Origin of the sequence: Bradyrhizobium sp. McL0616, from assembly GCF_049993385.1 — a bacterium.
Lineage (GTDB): Bacteria > Pseudomonadota > Alphaproteobacteria > Rhizobiales > Xanthobacteraceae > Bradyrhizobium.
On the sequence record NZ_CP188255.1, the window covers coordinates 5,190,260 to 5,206,035 of the forward strand.

The 15,776-nt window shown below is 64.6% G+C and carries 15 protein-coding genes; 13 read left to right on the forward strand and 2 right to left on the reverse strand.

Going from position 1 to position 15,776, the window contains the following annotated elements; genetic code table 11:
• Positions 1–34 precede the first annotated feature (34 nt).
• The 7 genes from ACPPVR_RS25390 (at position 35) to ACPPVR_RS25420 (ending at position 5,215) form a co-directional block, all read left to right on the forward strand.
• Positions 35–934, forward strand: a complete 900-nt coding sequence (locus ACPPVR_RS25390) for an NAD(P)-dependent oxidoreductase (protein ID WP_426609303.1) — start codon at positions 35–37, stop codon at positions 932–934.
• A 10-nt stretch (positions 935–944) separates the two neighbouring features.
• Entirely contained in the window at positions 945–1,628 is a 684-nt protein-coding gene (locus ACPPVR_RS25395) for an amino acid ABC transporter permease (protein ID WP_426609304.1), read from the forward strand.
• A 7-nt stretch (positions 1,629–1,635) separates the two neighbouring features.
• A complete protein-coding gene (locus tag ACPPVR_RS25400; RefSeq protein ID WP_426609305.1) occupies positions 1,636–2,304 on the forward strand; it encodes an amino acid ABC transporter permease in 669 nt (222 codons plus the stop codon).
• A gap of 1 nt (position 2,305) precedes the next feature.
• The gene (locus ACPPVR_RS25405) at positions 2,306–3,061 is read left to right on the forward strand and encodes an amino acid ABC transporter ATP-binding protein (RefSeq protein ID WP_426609306.1); all 756 of its coding nucleotides are present in this window, start codon (positions 2,306–2,308) and stop codon (positions 3,059–3,061) included.
• Between the two features lie 19 nt (positions 3,062–3,080).
• Positions 3,081–3,875, forward strand: a complete 795-nt coding sequence (locus ACPPVR_RS25410; RefSeq protein WP_426609307.1) for a transporter substrate-binding domain-containing protein — start codon at positions 3,081–3,083, stop codon at positions 3,873–3,875.
• Positions 3,876–3,942: 67 nt separating this feature from the next.
• Positions 3,943–4,389: a ribose 5-phosphate isomerase B gene (gene rpiB / locus ACPPVR_RS25415; RefSeq protein ID WP_426609308.1), complete on the forward strand. Its 447-nt coding sequence runs from the start codon at positions 3,943–3,945 to the stop codon at positions 4,387–4,389.
• Positions 4,390–4,489: 100 nt separating this feature from the next.
• Positions 4,490–5,215, forward strand: coding sequence for a sulfite exporter TauE/SafE family protein (locus tag ACPPVR_RS25420; RefSeq protein WP_426609309.1), 726 nt, complete (start codon positions 4,490–4,492; stop codon positions 5,213–5,215).
• Between the two features lie 9 nt (positions 5,216–5,224).
• Here the strand turns inward: ACPPVR_RS25420 and ACPPVR_RS25425 are convergent, their stop codons facing one another.
• Positions 5,225–7,279 carry a putative bifunctional diguanylate cyclase/phosphodiesterase gene (locus ACPPVR_RS25425; RefSeq protein WP_426616182.1) on the reverse strand — a complete coding sequence of 685 codons (2,055 nt, stop codon included), beginning with the start codon at positions 7,277–7,279 and terminating at the stop codon, positions 5,225–5,227.
• Entirely contained in the window at positions 7,279–8,436 is a 1,158-nt protein-coding gene (locus ACPPVR_RS25430) for an ABC transporter substrate-binding protein (RefSeq protein WP_426609310.1), read from the reverse strand. Before ACPPVR_RS25430 ends, ACPPVR_RS25425 begins: the two co-directional genes overlap by 1 nt.
• A gap of 203 nt (positions 8,437–8,639) precedes the next feature.
• Between ACPPVR_RS25430 and radA the strand changes: the two genes are divergently transcribed.
• The 6 genes from radA to ACPPVR_RS25460 all read left to right on the forward strand — a co-directional run bounded on the left by radA (position 8,640) and on the right by ACPPVR_RS25460 (position 15,724).
• On the forward strand, positions 8,640–10,085 hold the full coding sequence (radA, locus tag ACPPVR_RS25435; protein WP_426609311.1) for a DNA repair protein RadA: 1,446 nt from the start codon (positions 8,640–8,642) through the stop codon (positions 10,083–10,085).
• Between the two features lie 167 nt (positions 10,086–10,252).
• Entirely contained in the window at positions 10,253–10,882 is a 630-nt protein-coding gene (locus tag ACPPVR_RS25440) for a CvpA family protein (RefSeq protein ID WP_426609312.1), read from the forward strand.
• Between the two features lie 42 nt (positions 10,883–10,924).
• Positions 10,925–12,436 (forward strand): amidophosphoribosyltransferase, encoded by a 1,512-nt coding sequence (gene purF, locus ACPPVR_RS25445; protein WP_426609313.1) that lies wholly within the window; start codon positions 10,925–10,927, stop codon positions 12,434–12,436.
• Between the two features lie 164 nt (positions 12,437–12,600).
• Positions 12,601–13,341: an SDR family NAD(P)-dependent oxidoreductase gene (locus tag ACPPVR_RS25450; protein WP_426609314.1), complete on the forward strand. Its 741-nt coding sequence runs from the start codon at positions 12,601–12,603 to the stop codon at positions 13,339–13,341.
• Positions 13,342–13,419: 78 nt separating this feature from the next.
• Positions 13,420–14,565, forward strand: a complete 1,146-nt coding sequence (locus tag ACPPVR_RS25455; RefSeq protein WP_426609315.1) for a hypothetical protein — start codon at positions 13,420–13,422, stop codon at positions 14,563–14,565.
• A gap of 79 nt (positions 14,566–14,644) precedes the next feature.
• Positions 14,645–15,724, forward strand: a complete 1,080-nt coding sequence (locus ACPPVR_RS25460) for a hypothetical protein (RefSeq protein WP_426616183.1) — start codon at positions 14,645–14,647, stop codon at positions 15,722–15,724.
• Positions 15,725–15,776 lie beyond the last annotated feature (52 nt).

Below are 15,776 nucleotides of genomic sequence, written 5' to 3' on the forward strand. Positions count from 1 at the left end.
TCGCGAACCGACCAACCAAGAAACGGACGAAAACATGGGACGGGATGACAAGGGCAGCGTCGGCTTCATCGGCATCGGCACGATGGGCCTTGAGATGGTGCGCAACCTCCTGAAGGCCGGGCACGCGGTGCACGCCTTCGATCTTAACGAAGCCGCTGTGGCTGGTATCGCCAAGGAAGGTGCGGTTCGCGCCAAATCTCCTGCCGATGCCGCGCAAGGCGTCGATATCGTCATCACCATGCTGCCCGACACGCCCCATGTCGAAGCGACCGTTTACGGCGAGCACGGCCTGCTGAAGTCTCCCCCGCCCGGCAAGCTGATCGTCGACATGAGCACGATCTCGCCGGTCGCAGTCCGCCGCATCCATGCCGACCTGCAAAAACTCGGCGTCAATTTCATCGACGCGCCGGTCTCGGGCGGGCCGCTGGGCGCGAAGAACGCCGCGCTCTCGATCATGGCCGGCGGCGAGGCTGACGCGTTTGCCAGGGCCGAACCGTTCTTCCGCGCCATGGGCACCACCATCACGCATGCCGGTGGCAGCGGTGCCGGTCAGACCGTCAAACTCTGCAACCAGCTCATCTGCGGTATCAACATCCAGGCGATCTGCGAAGCGCTCGCGCTTGGACGCGCCTCGGGCGTCGATCTCGATCTGCTGCGCCGTGTGCTGCTCGGCGGCTCCGCCGCATCCTGGATGCTCGACAAGCTCGGCCCGGCCATGATCGAGGGCGACGTGGCGGCCGGCTTCCGCATCGACCTGATGCTGAAGGACCTGCGCCTGGTGCAGGAGCATGCGCAGTCCCTGAACGTGCCGCTGCCCGGGACTGCGCTGGTCACCAGCCAATATGTCGACGCACGCGCGCATGGCGAGGGCGCCAGTGGCAACCAGGCGCTGTTCCGCGTTTACGACCGCATGGCCAACCAAGTCACAGGATGACCCGACGGCGATGAGCCTCCAACTCGACTTTCCCGCAGTGCTGGAGCGTTGGCCGAGCTTTCTCGGCGGCGCTGCGCTGACGCTGGAGTTGGCATTCTTCGCGACGGTGTTCGGCGCCGTCCTCGGCACGCTCGCAGCGGTCGGACGCGGCACGCACAACGCGCTGATCGCCGGGGCCTGCAAAGTCTATGTCGAGGCTATCCGCAACACGCCGCTGCTCGTGCAGATCTTCCTGGTCTATTTCGGGCTCGCGAGCCTGGGGTTGAAACTCTCGGCCTTCACCGTGGCAGTCGCCGCGCTGACGATCAATGTCGGCGCCTATACCGCCGAGATCATGCGCGCTGGCTTCGAGGCGATCCCGCGCGGGCAGATCGAGGCTGCCGAAGGGCTCGCGCTGACGCGCCTGCAGATCTACTGGCACATCATCCTGCTGCCGGCGATCGAGAAGGTCTACCCAGCGCTCACCAGCCAGTTCGTGCTGTTGATGCTGGCCTCCTCGGTCTGCTCGCAGATTTCGGCCGAGGAGCTCACCGCGGTCGCCAACTACATCCAGTCCGACACCTACCGCGCCTTCGAGACCTACATCATCGTCGCTGTCCTTTACATCATCCTGTCGCTCGTCATGCGCGCCGGCTTCTGGGGCCTCGGCCTCATGCTGTTTCCGCGCCGGCGCCGGCTTGGCACGCCGTTGTGAGATGATCATGGGCGGACATCTCAACATCAATCATCTCATGTTCCTCGGCCAGGGCGCTTTGTGGACGGTCGGATTGTCCGTGATCGCGCTGATCGGCGGCGGCATCGTGGGCTTTGCGATCGCGCTCGCGCGGATATCGCCGCTCAAATCGGTACGGATCGCCAGCGGCATTTATGTTCAGCTCATCCAGGGCACACCGCTGCTCGTCATCCTGTTCCTCGGCTATTTTGGCTTGGCCGCGATCGGCCTCAAGGTCTCATCGCTCACAGCCGCCGGCGCTTCGCTCACACTCTATGTCGCTGCTTATCTCGGCGAGATCTGGCGCGGCTGCATCCAGTCCGTACCGAAGCCGCAATGGGAAGCTGCCGAAGGCCTGGCGCTGAGCCGGACCCAGCGGATGATGAAGGTGATCCTGCCGCAGGCCATCCGCATCGCGACGCCTCCGACCGTCGGCTTCATGGTGCAGATCGTCAAGAACACCTCGCTCGCCTCCGTCGTCGGCTTCGTCGAGCTGATGCGTTCGGGCCAGATCGTCAACAACTCGCTGTTCGAGCCGTTCGTGATCTACGCGATCATCGCCGTCGTCTATTTCGCCATGTGCTATCCCCTGTCGCTGTTCAGCCAGAAGCTGGAACGGCGGATGGGGCGTGGCAGGTCCAACCTCGCGGCAGCCTGACATGCAAACGACCCCCTCCTCCGAGCCCATCGTGTCGCTCCGCGACGTGCAGAAGAGCTTTGGCCCGCTGAGAGTCCTCGATGGCGTCAGCTTCGCCGTCGAGCGCGGCGAGGTGCTGGCGCTGATCGGCCGCTCCGGCTCCGGCAAGAGTACGGCGCTGCGCTGCATCGACCGCTTCGAGAAGGTCGATGGCGGCGAGATCGTGGTCTGCGGGCATCGTGTCGACCGGCCCGACGTCGATCTGCGCGCGCTACGCCAGGACGTCGGCATCGTGTTCCAGAGCTACAATCTGTTTCCCCACCTGACGATCGAGCAGAACATCACGCTGGCCCCCTGCGCGGTGAAGGGCATGACGGCGTCGCAAGCCAGGGAGCTGGCGGGCAAGGTGCTGGCGCAGGTTGGGCTGGAGGAGAAGCTGCACGCCTATCCCGAGCAGCTCTCGGGCGGCCAGCAGCAGCGTGCCGCGATCGCGCGCTCGCTCGCGATGCAGCCGAAGGTCATGCTGTTCGACGAGGTCACCTCGGCGCTCGACCCCGAACTCACCGCTGAAGTGCTGAAGGTGATCGAGCAACTGGCCGCCGACGGCATGACCATGGTGATGGTTACACATGAGATGGGCTTTGCCAAAGGCATCGCCGACCGGATCGTCTTCATGCATCGCGGCAAGGTTCACGAGACCGGGCCTGCCTCGATCCTGACGTCGCCCACGACGCCTGAGCTCACGCAATTCGTGGGCACGGGAAACTTAAAATCATAACAGGAGAGGAGAACCAAGGATGACAAACAGGACATTGCTGGGAGCTGCCGCCGCGCTATGCGGCCTCGTCATGATGGCGGCCACACCGGCTTCGGCCGATCTGCTCGACGACATCATGCAGGCCAAGAAGATCCGTATTTCGACGGACGTCGCCATTCCGCCATCGGGCATGATGGATTCCAGCATGAAGCCGACCGGCTCCGACGTCGAAGTGGCCCAGCTGCTTGCCAAGGATTGGGGACTCGAGCTCGAATTCATCCAGACCACGGGCGCGACCCGCATCCCCAACGTCCTGACCGGCAAGGCCGACATCATCGTCTCGACGCTCTCGGTCACGGCCGAGCGCGCCAAGGTGATCGACTTCACCAAGCGCTACGCGACGCTGCAATCGGACATCGGCTGCCTGAAGTCGCTGAACATCAAGGACTGGTCAGACTTGAAGGACAGGTCCATCGGCGTCTCGCGCGGCACCACGCAAGATACCACCCTGTCCAACATGAAGGACAAGGACCTCAAGATCGCCCGCTATGACGACGACGCCACTGAAGTGACGGCCGCCGTCTCCGGCCAGGTCGATTGCGTCGGTACCTCGGCGACGATCATCAACCAGATCGGCGTCAAGAACCCAGGCCGCATCTTCGAGTCCAAGATCCCGCTTGCCACCTTCGACCTCGCCATCGGCCTGAAGAAGGGCGAGCAGCGCCTGATGGACAAGCTCAACGCCTGGATCGCTGAGAACGTCAAGAACGGCAAGCTCAACGCCATCTACAAGAAGTTCCACGGGGTGGACCTGCCGCCCGACATGCGCAGCTGAGATCACCAAAAACCGTGACAGCCGCTTGCGGCTGTCACGGCCAATGCAAATTCAAGAAGGACATCACATGCGTCTCGTCATCGGATCCGACCACGCCGGCTGGCCGCTCAAGCAGACCGTCATCGACCATATCCGCAAGCTTGGCCACGACATCATTGACGTCGGCTCCCATGACGACAAGCCGGTGGACTTCCCCGATATCGCGCGCGCCGTGGCGCAGAAGGTGACCTCGGGCGAGGCCGCACGCGGCATCATGGTCTGCGGCACCGGCGTCGGCGCCTCGATCGCCGCCAACAAGATGAAGGGCATCCGCGCCGCGGTCTGCCATGACGTACATTCGGCGCATCAGAGTGTCGAGCATGACGACGTCAACGTCATGTGCATCGGCGCGCAGATCGTCGGCGCGTGGCTCGCCGCGGATCTCGTCTCGTCCTATCTCGCTGCCGAATTCTCCACCGACGAGGATTTCCGTCGCCGCGTGGAAAAGCTTCGCGTCATGGACGAGCAAGGCTGACAGCCGGCCCGGCATGCGCTGAGCGATCGGTTCCCTCGCTTAACACGGATCGCCCGCATCGCCGGCTGCGGCTAAACTCTCCCGATTCGTGGAGAGCAACTTGGCCTTTCTCTTCGTCCTCGCCGTCGGCCTCGTCGCCGGCACCATCTCAGGCATCGTCGGCACGGGATCGTCGATCATGCTGATGCCGGTGCTGGTCTATGCCTATGGGCCGAAGGAGGCTGTGCCGATCATGGCCGTGGCCTCGGTCATGGCGAATTTTTCGCGGATTCTGGCCTGGTGGCGCGAGGTCGACTGGCGGGCCTGCGCGGCCTATTCGGTCACGGGTGTTCCGGCCGCCGTTCTCGGCGCGCGGACGCTGCTGGCGCTGCCATCGCACGCGGTCGATCTTGCCATCGGCATTTTTCTGATCGCGATGGTGCCGGTGCGGCACTGGCTGGCGCGGCACGAGTTGAAGGCCAATCTCTGGCATCTGGCGATCGGCGGCGCCGTCGTCGGCTATCTCACCGGAATCGTGGTCTCGACGGGTCCGCTCAGCGTGCCGCTGTTCCTGTTTTACGGCCTGAGCAGGGGCGCGTTTCTTGCGACCGAAGCCGCCTCCTCGCTTGGCCTCTACTTCGCAAAGTCCGTGACGTTCGAACGCTTCGGCGCGCTGACGCAGGATGTCTTCATCAAGGGCCTGGTCGCGGGCTCGTCACTGATGGCCGGCGCCTTCATCGCAAAACGCTTCGTGCTGCGCCTGAAGCCTGAGATGTTCCGCGTGGTGATGGATGCGATCATGATCGCGGCCGGGCTCTCGATGCTCTGGAACGCGACGCAGCCGTAGTCACACCGCTCAGGCGGCGAATTCCGGCGCGATCGACGGGCTGGTCGCGAGCACGCGATCCTCGTTGCCGCCAGCTTCCGCAAGCCCTCGCAGCACGGCATCGAGCGGCTGCGGCCTGTGGTACAGGAAGCCCTGACCGAGCCTCACACCCATCTCACGCATGGCCTGCCCCTGCTCGGCGCGTTCGATGCCTTCCGCAACCAAAGTGAGCCCGAGCGTGCCCGCGAGCGAGGCGATGACGCCAACGATCGCCTTGTCCTCGGCACTTTCCGGGATCTCGCGGATGAACGCCTTGTCGATCTTGACTTTGTCGAGCGGAAAGCGGCGCAGATGGGCGAGCGAGCTGTAGCCGGTACCGAAATCGTCGAGCGCAATCGTGGCGCCCAGGCGCCGCAGCCGGCGCAGTGTCTCGGATGCGCTGGCGATGTTGTTGATCAGCGATCCTTCGGTGATCTCGAGCTCGAGCGACGAGGCCGCGACGCCGAAGCACTCACAGGTCTCACGCAGGTCGGCGGCAAGCGAATGGTCAGCGAGCTCGGACGGCGGCAAGTTGATTGCGATCCGGATCTGCGGCCTGCCCGCGGCGGCCAGCCGTTGCAGCGCGCGGCAGGCATCGGTCAGCACATAGCGCGTCAGCCGCGCATTGTTGCCGCTGCGCTCGATCAGCGGCAGGAACTCGCCGGGACCGATCACGCCATGCTCGGGATGGCGCCAGCGAATGAGCGCCTCGAGGCCGACGACGTCGTGGGTCTCGAGATCGACCTGGCTCTGATACCAGACCTCGAATTGCCGCTCGGCGAAGCCCGTCGGTATCGCGAGCTCGAGATCCCTGCGGCGGCGATAGTCGTGCTGGAGTGCCTCATCCAGCACCGCGACGGTGCCCGGTGCCTTGCTCTTGGCGTGATAGAGCGCGATGTCGGCAAGCGCAGGCAAATGCGACAGCTCGGGATCACCGGCGCGGCGCACGGCAAGTCCGATGCTGGCGCGCGGCACGACCTGCTTGTCATGCAGGACGATCGGCTCGGAAATGGCCTCCAGCAATTGCCGCGCGAAGGCCTGCGCGGCCTCCTCATTGCTGACCTCCGGGCGAATGACCACGAACTCGTCGCCGCCGAGCCGCGCGACCCAATCTTCCAGTTCGACCGTGCCACGAAGCTGCTCGGAAATATGAACCAGGAACTTGTCGCCGGCATCGTGACCAAAGGTATCGTTGATGCCCTTGAAATCGTCGAGATCGATGAAGCAGAAGGCGATCAGGGCGTCCGGCGAGCCGGCATCACCGCTCAAGGTCACCAGGCGCTCGGACAGCGAGCGGCGGTTGGGCAGTCCCGTGAGCGGATCGTGCGAAGCCATGTGGCCGAGCCGGTCGAGCGCGCCTGTCGTCGTGTGCTGCATCGCGTTGAAGGCGTGCGCGAGCTGGCCGAATTCGTTCGTCGATTTGATCTCGGCCGGATAGGCGCGGCCGTCCCGCTCACTGCGCTGGATTGCCGACATCATCGCGGTCAGCGGCTTGCCGATGAAGATGTTGGCCGATATCCGCATCGCGATCACAGTCGCAAGCGTTCCGAGCAGACCGACGACGAGCAGCAGCGCCAGCCGGCTGCCAGTGTCGGCGTAGAGCGTCGCGTAGGAATAGGCGATCGCGATGCGGCCGGCCTGAACCGCAAGGTTGCCATTGCTGTAGTTGATCGGACGCGAGACCTCCGTGACGGCCTGCACCCCGGGGCGCGCCACCACCCGGGCAATCACAACGCCGGTGTCATCATAGACGGCCGCAGCCGCGATGGTCTCGTCGTGCATGATCTCGTTGAGCACACCCGTGACCTGCTCATAGCGCATCTTCCAGAGCGGCTCGGCAATCAGTTCGGCGCGGCTCTCGGCGACGCGCGCAATGCGGGCATCGAGCTGCCTGATCTGCGACCAGAAGCTCGAGACCTCGACGCCGGCCGAGGCGAGCAGTTGCACCAGCAGGAGCACGGGCACCGTGGCCCAGATCATCGCGCGGACCACGGAGCGCGATGCCGCGGGCTTTGCCGGATCTTTCATCCTGTCACTATCCCGCATCATTCACCGGCGGCGCCTGTAGGCGACAGGGACGAGATCAGCGCGTCCACGGAGAAGTCGTACTGACCGCAACGGCCCGGCTTTGCCCTGAACCGCGTGAAGTCGATCCGGTCAAAGGCCCGGGTCCTGATCAGCGCACCGACCGACGCGAGATTGTCGCGCGTGATCGCCGACGTCTTGACCTCGACATGCGGCGAAGCAGCCGCGAAGTCGCAACCGTCGGCATAATCGCGCAACAGAACGATCGACCAGCCGCCGAGCAGGAAGTGACCGCCATCGGTCAAAAGCAGGCGCCCCGCCTTGATCTCGCGCAGCGCGTCCTCCGACCAGTTGAGGCCGACCACCTGGATATTCTGGCCGGGCGAAAGGCCCGCGGCCGCGACGGCCTTGAGTGCGCCGAGCGCCATTGGATCGTTGCCGGCCCAAATCCCGGCGGGACGGATGCCCTTGCGCTGCGCCCAGCTCAGATAATTGGCAGCGACCTGCTCGGCCTCCGACTGTGTCCAGTTGGCGAACAGCATCCGGTCCAGCACCACGTCGGGAGCTGCTGCCACCGCGAGCTGAAGCCCGGCATTGCGCGCGATCGAGGCCGGCGTGATTTCGTCGCCGCCGATTCCGAGCAAGTGGATCTTGCCGTCGGGGCTCTGCCATTTTTCGTCGCGCGCCGCGCCGATCAGCGCATTCGCCATCCGCGCGCCCGCGGTCGTCAGATCGGTGGTGATGTCTCCGAGCCAGGTCTTGAGCGTCCGGCGCGGCGGTCCGAGACGCACCGAATCCTCGCCGATCAGCGTGTTCGACAATAGGAGCGTCCTGACGCCCGCGGCGTTGGCCGCGTCCAGGATCGGAACGGCGGCAGACTCCTCGTTCGACAGAATGAGGAAGTCGGGCTTGTCGGAACGTGCGACCACGCTGAGGCCGAGCTCCTGCATGGTGCGGTAATTGCGCTCGCTGGTCAGCACCTCGACATTGACATTGAGCTTGCGCCCAGCGGCCTGCATGGTCTGCGCGACCATGTCCCAGTAGACCTCACCGGTCTTGCCCGGGTTCACGAAGACGATGTTGAGGGGTTTTGCGTCGGCCGCAACGGCCCGACCGATCGGCGCGAGAACGCCGCAGGCCATGCCCACAACGAGCAATATCCGCAGAAATGCCGTCATTCTTTTCGCCATCCCGTCTTGGTTCCGAAACTGGACCGGCGTCCGCTAATATTTGGCAAAGCCCGGTCCGACGCGGCGGCGTAGAGCTAACAAAGGGTGTATCGGCCGCGACGAATTGCGATATTTGGTGCGCTGGTGATCGCGGTCACGGCCTACCGTTTCGTGCTATCAGCGCATCAGAGATCCTCGACTCACCTGTCCCCATGGCCAAGAACGCACTGTCCTTCGTCTGCCAGAACTGCGGCGCGGCCTATAACCGCTGGCAGGGCAAGTGCGAATCCTGCGGCGAGTGGAATACGCTTGCCGAGGAGGACGCGACCGGCAGTGTGCCGGTCTCGATCCGCTCCAAGCGCAAGGGCCGGACGTTTGCGCTGGAGAGCCTGTCGGGAAAAACCCAGGACGCGCCGCGGCTGTCCTCGGGCATGACCGAGCTCGACCGCGTCACCGGGGGCGGCTTCGTGCGCGGCTCGGTGCTGCTGGTCGGCGGCGATCCCGGCATCGGCAAGTCGACGCTATTGACGCAGGCAACGAGCCTGATGGCGCGCGCGGGCCATCGCATCGTCTATATCTCCGGCGAAGAGGCCATCGCCCAGGTGCGCTTGCGCGCCGAGCGACTCGGGCTGTCGGATGCGCCTGTGCAGCTCGCCGCCGAGACCTCGGTCGAGGACATCGTCTCGACGCTGTCGGAGGGCGCCGTCCCCCGGCTCATCGTAATCGACTCGATCCAGACCATGTGGACCGACACGGTGGAATCCGCTCCCGGCACGGTGACGCAGGTGCGTGCCTCGGCGCAGGCGCTGATTCGGTTTGCCAAGAAGACCGGTGCGGCCATCATCCTGGTTGGTCACGTCACCAAGGACGGTCAGATCGCCGGCCCCCGTGTGGTCGAGCACATGGTCGATGCCGTGATGTCCTTCGAGGGCGAAGGCTCGCAGCAATTCCGCATCCTGCGCGCCGTCAAAAACCGCTTCGGCCCGACCGACGAGATTGGCGTGTTCGAAATGACCGGACTCGGCCTGCGCGAGGTCACCAACCCGTCAGAACTGTTCCTGTCAGAGCGCGATCTGGGCACGCCTGGTACCGCCGTCTTTGCGGGAATCGAGGGAACCCGGCCCCTCCTGGTCGAATTGCAGGCACTGGTGGCGCCGACCTCGCTCGGCACCCCGCGCCGGGCCGTGGTCGGCTGGGACCCGAGTCGCCTCTCCATGGTGCTGGCGGTGCTGGAGGCCCATTGCGGGGTCAAGCTCTCTGGTCACGACGTCTATCTGAACGTCGCAGGTGGCCTGCGTATCCACGAGCCGGCGGCGGACCTCGCCGCCGCTGCGGCACTCGTGTCATCTCTGGTTAATGCGCAGTTGCCCACCGATGCGGTCTATTTCGGCGAGATTTCGCTCTCCGGCGTGGTCCGCCCGGTGGCGCAGACCCCGGCCCGGCTGAAGGAAGCGGCAAAACTCGGCTTTCACCGCGCCGTGCTGCCCGAATCGGCCCGGGGCGATGCCGGCGGCGACGCCGGGCTGTCGCTCAACGCGGTCAACAGCCTGACGACGCTGGTCGCCGAGATCGCCGCTCGTGGCTCCCGCCGCGGCGAACAGAGCGCCCCGGCAGAGAAAAATGCCACACCGGCAAGATTCCGCCGTGGAGAGGGTTAGGTGGAGGTGACGTTTGCCGCCCCCGCCGCTATACAGCCGTCACAAAAGCAGCATGGGATTGCGTGGTTGCGGCCTTGCCGGGAGCGCCGTCTGCCCCTCAGTTAGGGCGGCGGCCAAACACCGATTCGCTGAGCACCCCCGAGAGTACGAGCGGACCAGACCAGCCGATGCCAGTAACACTCCTCGACCTGATCCTGCTCGGTGTGATGCTGATTTCGGGCCTGCTTGCCATGGTCCGCGGCTTCATGCGCGAAATCCTGTCGATCGCAGCCTGGGGCACGGCGGCGATCGTGACGCTGTACTCCTTCTCCAAGCTGCTGCCGACCGCCAAGACCTATTTCAACAACGACACGGTCGCGAGCGTGGTCGTGGTCGCCGGCGTCTTCGTCGGTACCCTGGTCGTGGTCTCCATCATTACGGTCCGAATCTCCGACATGATCCTGGATTCGCGGATCGGCGCGCTGGACCGCACCCTCGGCTTCCTGTTTGGGCTGGCTCGCGGCCTTTTGATCGTCGTGGTCGCCTTCCTGTTCTTCACCTGGCTGGTGCCGGACAAACAGCGCCCGGACTGGGTCACGGGGGCCAAATCCCGCGTGGTGCTCCAGGGAACCGGAGATTGGCTGATGGCGCTCTTGCCGGATGACCCCGAAAACACCATCTTGAAGAGATTCAAGAAAAACAAACCAGATGATGATCAAGCTGATACGGAGCAGCAGCCTTCGGGCACTGGCGACGGATACAGTAAACCGGCTCGTGACAGCCTTAAGAAGCTGATCGAGAAGCCTGCGGCGCGTTGATTGAGCCAAGGTTGATTGAGCCAACAGAGAGGCGCGGACGAGATGCGACACCCTGACCAGGACGCCCAACTTGATCTCGATCACGGCCCGGCCGCGCTAGAGCTTCAGGAGGACCTGGAGGGAGATACGCTGCGTGAGGAATGCGGCGTCTTCGGCATCTACGGACACCCGGAAGCGGCCGCCCTCACGGCGCTCGGCCTCCACGCCCTTCAGCATCGCGGCCAGGAGGCCGCCGGCATCGTCTCCTATGACGGCAGCCGCTTTCACAGCGAACGCCGCCTCGGCCTCGTCGGCGACACCTTCTCCCGCCGCGAAGTGATCGACCGCCTGCCCGGCAACATGGCGGTCGGCCACGTCCGCTATTCCACCACCGGCGCGACCATCCTGCGCAACGTGCAGCCGCTGTTCGCCGAGCTGAACGCCGGCGGCCTCGCGGTCGCTCACAACGGCAACCTCACCAACGGCCTGACGCTGCGCCGCGAACTCGTGCGGAACGGCGCGATGATGCAGTCGACGACCGACACCGAGGTGATCCTGCACCTGGTGGCACGCTCCAGGCGCGCCCGCTTCATCGAGCGCTATATCGACGCGCTGCGCGAGATCGAAGGCGCCTATGCGCTGGTCTCGCTGACCAACAAGAAGCTGGTCGGCGCGCGCGATCCGCGCGGCATCCGCCCGCTGGTGCTCGGCGATCTCGACGGCTGCCCGATCCTGACGTCGGAGACCTGCGCGCTCGACATCATCGGCGCACGCTTCGTGCGCGACATCGAGCCCGGCGAAGTCATCGTGTTCGACGAGAACGGCCAGGACGTCCACAAACCGTTCCCCCCGATCGCGCCGCGGCCCTGCATCTTCGAGTACATCTATTTCTCCCGTCCGGATTCCATCGTCCATGGCCGCTCGGTCTACGAGGTGCGCAAGGCTTTTGGCGCACAGCTCGCCAAGGAGAGCCATGTGCCGGTCGACGTCGTGGTGCCGGTGCCGGATTCCGGCGTGCCCGCCGCGGTCGGCTACAGCCAGCATTCCGGCGTGCCGTTCGAGCTCGGCATCATCCGCAACCATTATGTCGGCCGCACCTTCATCCAGCCGACGCAGGCGATCCGCGAGTCCGGCGTACGCATGAAGCATTCGGCCAACCGCGCCGCGATCGAAGGCAAGCGCATCATCCTGATCGACGATTCGCTGGTGCGCGGCACCACCTCGAAAAAGATCGTGCGCATGATGCGCGATGCCGGTGCGAAGGAAGTGCACTTCCGTCTCGCTTCGCCGCCGATCCTTTATCCCGACTATTACGGCATCGATCTGCCCGACCGTGGCGGCCTCCTGGCGGCGACGCATTCGCTCGAAGAGATGCGCGAGATCATCGGCGCGGATTCGCTCGCCTTCCTGTCGATCGACGGCATGTACCGCGCCATGGGCGAACCCGGCCGCGACCCCGCGAATCCGAGATTCTCGGATCACTGCTTCACCGGCGCCTATCCGACCCACCTCACCGACCAGACCCAGACCGAGCCGCAGCCGCGGCAGCTATCGTTGCTGGCGGAGGCGAGCTGAGCCCGTCGTCCCGGCCTGGTGCGCAATTGCGCACGGGGGGCCGGGGCCCATAACCACAGGCCGCTTTGGTGCGAAGAAGGTGTGACAACCATCTTCCCAAGCCATAAAAGTCACAGCGTATGGATCCTGGCTTTCGCCAGGACGACGCTGGATAAAGCTGTTCGATGACAAAACCCCTCGCCAACCGCATCGCTCTCGTTACCGGCGCCTCGCGTGGCATCGGCTTCGCCACGGCACTCGCGTTGGCAAAAGCGGGGGCGCATATCGTTGCCACCGCGCGCACGCAGGGAGGGCTCGAGGAGCTCGACGACGAGATCCAGAAAGAGGGCGGGAGCGCCACGCTGGTGCCGCTCAACCTCACCGATTCCGACGGGATCGCGCGGCTCGGCGCTGGCCTGCATGAACGCTACGGCAAGCTCGACATCCTCGTCGGCAATGCCGGTGTGCTCGGCCCCTCCTCGCCGGTCGGCCATATCGAGCTGAAGACCTTCAACGACGTGATGGCCGTCAACGTCTCGGCGAACTTCCAGCTGATCCGCTGCATGGAGCCGCTGCTGAAGCAGTCCGACGCCGGCCGGGCCGTGTTCATCACCTCGGGCGCCGCCAACAAGGCCACCGCCTATGTCAGCCCCTACGCCGCCTCCAAGGCCGCGCTGGAGACGCTGGCACGCGCCTGGGCGCAGGAAACCGCGAACACGAAGTTGCGGGTCAACCTGTTCAATCCGGGCCCGATCCGCACCCGCATGCGCGCCACCCTGATGCCGGGCGAGGATCCGGCGACGCTGGAAACGCCCGAGCAGGTCGCCGAATTCATCGTCCCGATGTGCGCGCCCGACTGGACCGAGACCGGCAAGTTCTACGACTACAAGACGCGCAGCCTGATGAGCTTCCGCTCGCCGGCCTGATTGACTCAAGCGCCTCCCCGCGATTGACTGCCCGTGCTCAAGCGGCAGCAAGCCGCAAGCCAAAAAAGGGAGGTTGCCATGGCGCTATGGCATGATCGCGCAGGCTTCAACCGTGCGGCCGCACGTATCTCGCACGCTTTCTCCATCCTCATTGCAGCCATCGCATTCGCGCTTCCGGGCGTGGCCACAGCGGGCGATGTTCCGACCTTTGCGGTCGACGCCTCCTGGCCGAAACAGCTCCCGAACAACTGGATCATCGGCCAGATCGGCGGGATCACTGTGGACTGGCAGGGCCACATCTGGGTGATCCACCGTCCGCGCTCGCTGATCGATGGCGAGAAGGCAGCGAGCCTCACCCCGCCGCGGGCCAAATGCTGCATGCCGGCGCCGCCGGTGCTGGAATTCGACGTCGACGGCAATCTGTTGCGATCCTGGGGCGGGCCCGGCGACGGCTATGAATGGGTCGGCCGCGAGCATGGCATCGAGGTCGACGAGCGCGGCTTCGTCTGGGTTGGCGGCAACGCCGACAATGACAGCGCGATCCTGAAATTCACGCTCGACGGAAAATATCTCGGCCAGATCGGCAAGATTGCGCCGCGCACCAACAGCAACGACACGACACAGCTCGGCCGGCCCGCCGAGATCGCGATCGACAAGGACGCGAACGAACTCTACATCGCCGACGGCTATGGCAACCGCCGCGTCATCGTGTTCGACGCCACCACGCTCGCCTACAAGCGGCATTGGGGCGGTCACGGCAAGACCCCGAACGACGACAAGCAGCCACCTTTCGATCCGAGCGCCGCCGCGCAGGAGCAGTTCGGCAATCCCGTCCACTGCATCAAGATCGCCAATGACGGACTGGTCTATGTCTGCGATCGCAGCCAGAACCGCATCGAGGTGTTCAGGAAGGACGGCACCTTCGTCAAGGAATGGATCTATGAAAAGGACAGCCGCGGTGACGGCGCGGTGTTCGATCTCGCGCTCTGGCCCGATGCAAAGCAGACCTACCTGCTGAACGCCGACGGCACCAACAACGAGATCCGCGTCATCAAGCGCGAGGACGGCAGCGTGGTCGGCAGCTTCGGCCATAACGGCCGCAATGCCGGGCAGTTCGCCCTGCTCCACGCCATGGCGGTTGACGCCAAGGGCAACGTCTATACCGGCGAGGTCGAGGGCAAGCGCATCCAGAAATTCAAGCTGACCTCGGACGCACTCAAATAAGCAAGAAATGACGGAGGTTCTCATGACACCGACGCTCGCTCGCGTGCGCCTCAGACTGTGCGGATTGATCTCCGCTTGCATGATGTCCGCCACTCTCATCGGCCTGCCTGTGCCGGCGCAGGCGGGCGACGTCCCGACCTTCGCCGTGGACCCGTCCTGGCCAAAGCCGCTGCCGAACAACTGGATCCTCGGCCAGGTCAGCGGCATCACCGTCGACTGGCAAGGGCACATCTGGGTGATCCACCGTCCGCGCTCGCTCACCGACGACGAGAAAGGCGCGAGCCTCAGCCCGCCGCGCTCGAAGTGCTGCGTCTCGGCGCCGCCTGTCCTCGAATTCGATACCGACGGCAATCTGCTGCGCTCCTGGGGCGGTCCGGGCGAAGGCTATGAATGGGTCGGCCGCGAGCACGGCATCGAAGTGGACGAGCGCGGCTTCGTCTGGGTCGGCGGCAATGCCGACAACGACAACGCCATCCTGAAATTCACACTCGACGGAAAGTTCGTGGCGCAGATCGGCAAAATCGCGCCGAGTCTCGGCAGCAATGACACGACCCAGCTCGGCAAGCCCGCCGAGACCGCTATCGACAAGGAGGCGAACGAGATCTATGTCGCCGACGGCTATGGCAACCATCGTGTCATCGTATTCGACGCGAGCACGCTGGCCTACAAGCGGCACTGGGGCGCTTACGGCAACAAGCCGACCGATGACAAGCAGACGGCCTACGATCCCAAAGCCCCGGTGGCCCAGCAATTCGGCAATCCCGTTCACTGCGTGAAGATTGCCAATGATGGGCTGGTCTATGTCTGTGATCGCATCAACGACCGCATCCAGGTTTTCAAAAAGGACGGCACCTTCGTGAAGGAGTTCTTCTTCGAGAGGAACACACTTGGCAACGGCGCGGTGTGGGACATCGCGATCTGGCCTGACCCGAAGCAGACCTGGCTGCTCAGCGCCGACGGAGAGAACAACGAGATCCGGATCGTCAAGCGCGACGACGGCAGCGTGGTCGGCAGTTTTGGCCGCAACGGCCGCAATGCCGGGCAATTCCACTGGGTGCACGCGATGGCGGTGGATGCCAAGGGTAACGTCTATACCGCCGAGGTCGACACCGGAAAGCGCATCCAGAAGTTCAAGCTGACCTCGGACGCGCTTAAGTAGCAGGCGCTCCTCATTGCCCAAAAGTTAACCGCAGGATGACGCTACGACGCAG

Bases quoted from the DNA above. Each gene is read 5' to 3' on its own strand.
- ACPPVR_RS25390 (WP_426609303.1), top strand. From the start codon at position 35: ATGGGACGGGATGACAAGGGCAGCGTCGGCTTCATCGGCATCGGCACG.
- ACPPVR_RS25395 (WP_426609304.1), top strand. From the start codon at position 945: ATGAGCCTCCAACTCGACTTTCCCGCAGTGCTGGAGCGTTGGCCGAGC.
- ACPPVR_RS25400 (WP_426609305.1), top strand. From the start codon at position 1,636: ATGGGCGGACATCTCAACATCAATCATCTCATGTTCCTCGGCCAGGGC.
- ACPPVR_RS25405 (WP_426609306.1), top strand. From the start codon at position 2,306: ATGCAAACGACCCCCTCCTCCGAGCCCATCGTGTCGCTCCGCGACGTG.
- ACPPVR_RS25410 (WP_426609307.1), top strand. From the start codon at position 3,081: ATGACAAACAGGACATTGCTGGGAGCTGCCGCCGCGCTATGCGGCCTC.
- rpiB (WP_426609308.1), top strand. From the start codon at position 3,943: ATGCGTCTCGTCATCGGATCCGACCACGCCGGCTGGCCGCTCAAGCAG.
- ACPPVR_RS25425 (WP_426616182.1), bottom strand. From the start codon at position 7,279: ATGCGGGATAGTGACAGGATGAAAGATCCGGCAAAGCCCGCGGCATCG.
- ACPPVR_RS25430 (WP_426609310.1), bottom strand. From the start codon at position 8,436: ATGACGGCATTTCTGCGGATATTGCTCGTTGTGGGCATGGCCTGCGGC.
- radA (WP_426609311.1), top strand. From the start codon at position 8,640: ATGGCCAAGAACGCACTGTCCTTCGTCTGCCAGAACTGCGGCGCGGCC.
- ACPPVR_RS25440 (WP_426609312.1), top strand. From the start codon at position 10,253: ATGCCAGTAACACTCCTCGACCTGATCCTGCTCGGTGTGATGCTGATT.
- purF (WP_426609313.1), top strand. From the start codon at position 10,925: ATGCGACACCCTGACCAGGACGCCCAACTTGATCTCGATCACGGCCCG.
- ACPPVR_RS25450 (WP_426609314.1), top strand. From the start codon at position 12,601: ATGACAAAACCCCTCGCCAACCGCATCGCTCTCGTTACCGGCGCCTCG.
- ACPPVR_RS25455 (WP_426609315.1), top strand. From the start codon at position 13,420: ATGGCGCTATGGCATGATCGCGCAGGCTTCAACCGTGCGGCCGCACGT.
- ACPPVR_RS25460 (WP_426616183.1), top strand. From the start codon at position 14,645: ATGATGTCCGCCACTCTCATCGGCCTGCCTGTGCCGGCGCAGGCGGGC.